The organism is Terriglobales bacterium (assembly GCA_035624475.1).
Lineage (GTDB): Bacteria > Acidobacteriota > Terriglobia > Terriglobales > Acidobacteriaceae > DASPRL01.
Genome location: DASPRL010000136.1, coordinates 1 through 4,808, shown reverse-complemented (window position 1 = coordinate 4,808; position 4,808 = coordinate 1). Strand labels below are relative to the sequence as shown.

Here is a 4,808-nt window from a genome sequence, read left to right as displayed (position 1 = left end):
CGCTGAAGCCCACGCTGGTGTTGCCGGGGTCGAAGCCGTCGCCGGCCAGGGTGGCGTTCTGCCCGCCCGCCACCGGGCCCACGTTGGGCGTGATCGAGTTCAGGATGGGATGCACCGGAACCGGCACCGAAGCGGTGACGGAGTTGTTGTTGGCCAGCGTGGCCGTGACTTTCTGCGTGCCCGCCACCGTGGGCGCGAAATAGCTGGACTGGAACTGGCCGGAGGCCGAGGTTCCGGTGGAACCGGGGTTGACAAAGCCCGCGAAGCCCATGAGCGAGACCAGTTGACTCTGCACGCCGCACTTGCCGGCGTCGGCCACCGTGCCTGTCACGTCCGCCTTGGCGTTCACGAAGATGTAGGGGTCGCCTCCGGTGGGCGTCACCGCCAGGCTCAGGATCTGCGAGGCGGAAGGCGCGGTGAGGTTGGCGGTGGCGAACTGGCCGGTGTCGTTCAGCGCCACTTTGACTTGGATGGAATCACCCGGAAAGACCGCGGCGGTGGCCCCGTTGGCCATCACGGTTCCGTACTTGGCGCCGAACCCGGACACCGTGATCGTCCCCGGCGACCAGCTCACGCCCCCGGCGCCGAAGGTCACCAGGTCCGGTTTGCCCTGATTCAGGTTGGAGTCTCTGGGCAGGCCTTCGAAGTTCCCAGCCTCCCACTGCTTGCCCTGGTGATTGATGACGGCGTTCAGGTAGAGCGTCTCCTTGCCGAACTTGCCCGATCCCAGGTCCCAGGGCGTGGCCCCGAAGGAGCCGGTGAGCTTCAGGGTCATGTTCTGGCCGCTGCCGCAGGAGGTGGCGGTACTGACCGTGGGAGCGGTCTTGGTGAAGCCGGTGGAGCAGGTGTTGGCGTTGTCGGAGAAGTAGTTGGCCACCCCGCCGAACAGGAAGCCCACGTCGGAGAACTTCAGGGTCTGGCAGACGTCGGCCACCTCCTGCCCATAGAAGTCGCCCGTTGTGCCCACCTTCCAGCCCGTGGGTGAGGGGGGATTGGGGTCGGTGGTCGCCTCCACCATCTCGTGGGTGGCCACGCCGAACAGGGCGGCCAGGGAGCCGTTGTTGCAAGGCTTGGTGGTGGGCAGGAAGAGCACGTTGCCCACCGGCAGGCCGTATTCCTGGTGTTCCCCGGTCTCGTCGCCCTTCTTCTGGCAGAAGCCGGTCGCGACCATGCTCTGCGGCGGCACGTACACCGCCAGGATGACGTTGTCCGCCTTCAGGCTGGGATAGAGCAGCAGCAGGCAGTTCACCAGAGTGGGGATGGCGGCGAGGGCCTTGTCCAGGGTGGCGGGCGCCGCGGCACAGCCGCTGGCCGAGATGCTGGGGCCCATGCTCACGCTGGTCACGCTGTACTGCGTGAGGTCGGCGAAATACTTGCTGTGGATCAGGGATTCGGTGAGGTGGTCGATGTGGTCGTGCGCCATGTCGGGCGTGTTGGCGGCGACGTCGGTATCCCACTGCGCCAGGCTCGAGTCCCAATAGACGTTGACGTAGTGCGGGTTGGTGATGTCGCAGGTGCCGATGGGACAGAAGTTGCCCAGGCCTTGGGCATGGGCGCTGCCCGGCGCACCCAGCCAGCACAGCGCGAGGAGGCATGCCGCCGCGCCCCATCCTTGGCGGGGGCTCAAAGCGCGCAAGCCGGAACCGAACACGCGAGCGAACGTCCAGGATCGTGTCGTCATCGTGCTGCGCCTTTCTTCGTGCGGAGGATTTTCGTAAGAAAGCGCAGGAGCCCGCAGCACGGCCCCGACCCTGAAACGGGCAAATCCTACTCGCTGGAGGGCCAATGTCAAGCGGCCGGTCGGCCGATGTCCCTCCGCGCGGCCGGGCGGTTACCCCCGCGCCGGGCGGGCCACGGACGCGGCCTTGCCCCAGCGCAGCCACAGCAGGCCCCCGCCCACCACCAGCAAGATGGAGACCAGTTGCGTCAGGGTGAGCGCGCCCCCGAAGACCGAGCCGCGCTCCGGGTCGTCGCGCAAGAACTCCAGAAAGAAGCGCGCGAAGCCGTACAGCGCCATGTAGGCCCCGATCACCTCGCCATCGAACTTCTTGCGCGGGAGCAGCCAGGCCAGGAGGAAGAAATTCGCCAGCTCGACCGCCGCCTCATAGAGCTGGGTGGGATGCAAGCGCACGCCCAGCGGCGTCCCCGACCACTGCGCCGCCAGGGGATTAGTGAAAATGACGCCCCAGGGCAGGCGCGTGGGCTTGCCGTAGCAGCAGCCCGCGGCGAAGCAGCCGAGGCGCCCGATGGCGTGGCCCAGCGCCACCCCCGGGGCGAAGGCGTCGCAGACCCGGCGCACGGGCAGGTGGTGGCGGCGGATGTACCAGGCCGCGGCCGCCAGCGCCACCAGCAATCCCCCGTACCACACTCCTCCGGCGCGCAGCGTGCTCAAGCTGAAGAATTCTCCCCAATGCTCGGAGTAGTAGCTCCAGTCGTCCAGCAGCAGGAAGAGCTTGGCGCCGGCGATGGCCGCCAGGATGGCCAGCAGCCCCAGGTTCCAGGCTTGCTCCGGGTCGATGCCTTCCCGCCTCGCCAGGCGCACGCATACCGAAAGCCCCACCATCAGGCCCAGCGCCGCCATCAGGCCGTAGGTGGGAAAGTCCAGGCTGCCGAGATGAAAGAGGCGGGGAAACACGATCTAGGTCAGTTTAGATGCAGGTGGGGGGATTGTGTAATTGAGTAATCGGGTGATTGAGCAATTGAAGTGACTGCGCGCCTTCAAATTACCCGATTACTCAATTACCCGATTGCTCAATGAAGAAAAGCCGACCCGCGGGGCCGTGAGATGGACCACGTTCAATGAACCCGTCCACGACGGTGGGTGCCCCCCGAGACCCTTTAGGCATTTCCGCATGGCGGAACGTTGCACACCGGGCCATATGCCGAGTAGGGCTCCCGTTCATTGAGTGTTGGTTCAAAAAAACGGGGACCACCTGCACTAACTTTGCAGGCCGGCTTCCAAGACGGATGCTAGGCGAAGAGCCGCGTCCCGCGCAAGAGTCCGCACCCAAATAGTTGGCACCTGGAATGCTTGGAACCCATGAACCACAGAGGACACAGAGGAAGAGACAATAACCGGATGTTCCGACAGCCCGTGTGGCACAGCCGGCTCGGTTGTGCCAGTCCCGCCTTGCGGGACGCCAGAACCCAGCCCGGCACGTCAGTGCCGGGAACGGATTGGGTCGGGAATACGAGTCCCGTAGGGACGACAGAACGAGAGAGAACTAAGGGGGCCTATCCCGCGCGCCGGCTGGGCTCGCCCAGCGCCTCGTCCAGCGCGTCGGAGAGGTGGCTGGCCCGCTGGTTGAAATCCCCCGCCAGCGAGTCGTACTTGCGCTTCAGGATGTGGTATTCGTCGGCGATGTTGAGCGCCGCCAGCACCGCCAGCCGCAGCGAGTCCACAGTCGCGGTCTGTTCCGCCACCACCCGCATCTTCTCGTCCACGTAGTCGGCGAGCTTGTGGATGTACTCGGGATCGGTGCCTCGGAGATTGTAAGCTTGATCGAAGATCTCGACGCGGACGCTGTTGCTGGGTGGGTTGGCCACCAGGTCTCCTCCCTTGGCGCTGGAGTGATTATCTCCCGCTTTCGTCCGCCGTCAATGCCTCAATTTGCTTGAGCATCTTTTCTACCCGGGTACGCACCTCCTCCCGCTCCCGCCGCAGGGTGACCACCTCGCTGCGCAGCGACTCCATCTCTTCCTCGCGCTCTTCCAGTTGGGCGCGCAGGCGGGTGGCGTCGCGCTCGGCCGCGGCCTTCAGGTCGCGCGCCGTCTTCAGCAGTTCGATGGTGCGGTAGACCTTCTCTTCCAGTGCCTGGAAGTCGTCGGCGGAGATCTCCGGTTCCCGGGAGGCTGTCTTCACGCTCATTGTGCCCGCAGTATACCCCAACCCTCTGTGGATTTTTTCTTCGCTATCCACTATCCACTATTCACTATCCACCGATCTTGTCCCATGCTTGCCAGAACGCCACCATTTCGCTGGGCAGCCCCAGCGAGACCCGCAGCCAGGTGCCGTAGTGGAAGTCCCGGCCCACCAGGATGTTGTTCCTCTTGAAGTGCTCGATCACCTGGGGGATGGGCCGCCCCGCGTCCACCATGAAGAAGTTGGCGTAGGAGGGCATGACCGCGATCTTGCGCCGGGCCGCCTGCCGCTGGAACTCCGCGCGCTCGGCGGCGTTGCGCTTCACCGCCACCTGGACCGCCGCCTGGTCGTCGAGCGCCACCGCCCCGCACAGCGCCGACACCATGTTGACGTTGTCCTGCAGGCGCTGCTGCCGGAAGGCCCGCACCGCCCCCTCCGGCACGATGCCGTAGCCTAGCCGCAGCCCCGCCATCCCGTAGACCTTGGAGAAGGTGCGCGCCACGATCACCCGCGGGTCGTCCAGGGGCTTGTCCAGGAAGGATTCGTACCCGGGCGCGCCCACCGCGAAGTGGTGGTAGGCCTCGTCGATGAGCACGTAGGTCGAGCGCGGCAGCGCCCGGATGAACTCCTCGATCTCCGCCCGCGGGGTCAGCGTGCCGGTGGGATTGTTGGGGTTGCAGACGTAGACCAGCCCGGCGTTCTGACGCGCCGCTCCCAGCATGGCCTGGAGGTCGTGGCGATAGTCGCTGGTCAGGCCTACATAGGTCACGGTCACGCCCGGCTGGTTGGAGGCGTAGAAGCTGATGGCCTCGAAGGTGAGCAGCGGCGTCACCAGCCGGTGCTCCTTGTCCACGAAGGCGTTGGCCGCCATCTTCAGGATCTCGGTGGAGCCGTTGCCCAGGAAGACCTGCTCCGGCTTGACTTGGTGCAGTTGGGCGATGCGCTC

The 4,808-nt window shown here is 65.7% G+C and carries 5 protein-coding genes and 1 other RNA gene; all 6 read right to left on the bottom strand.

The features are described from left to right. Positions 1 to 1,681: IPT/TIG domain-containing protein (locus tag VEG08_05890; GenBank protein HXZ27516.1), on the bottom strand; the 1,681-nt coding region annotated here is incomplete at its 3' end. 150 nt (positions 1,682 to 1,831) lie between these two features. Then, positions 1,832 to 2,635 (bottom strand): prolipoprotein diacylglyceryl transferase, encoded by an 804-nt coding sequence (gene lgt / locus VEG08_05885; protein ID HXZ27515.1) that lies wholly within the window; start codon positions 2,633 to 2,635, stop codon positions 1,832 to 1,834. A 128-nt stretch (positions 2,636 to 2,763) separates the two neighbouring features. Continuing rightward, positions 2,764 to 2,956: non-coding RNA, 6S RNA (gene ssrS, locus VEG08_05880), on the bottom strand. A 278-nt stretch (positions 2,957 to 3,234) separates the two neighbouring features. Beyond that, a complete protein-coding gene (locus VEG08_05875; GenBank protein HXZ27514.1) occupies positions 3,235 to 3,546 on the bottom strand; it encodes a cell division protein ZapA in 312 nt (103 codons plus the stop codon). Positions 3,547 to 3,574: 28 nt separating this feature from the next. Further along, a complete protein-coding gene (locus VEG08_05870; protein ID HXZ27513.1) occupies positions 3,575 to 3,862 on the bottom strand; it encodes a hypothetical protein in 288 nt (95 codons plus the stop codon). Between the two features lie 70 nt (positions 3,863 to 3,932). Next, on the bottom strand, positions 3,933 to 4,808 hold an 876-nt coding region (locus VEG08_05865; GenBank protein ID HXZ27512.1), incomplete at its 5' end, for an aminotransferase class I/II-fold pyridoxal phosphate-dependent enzyme.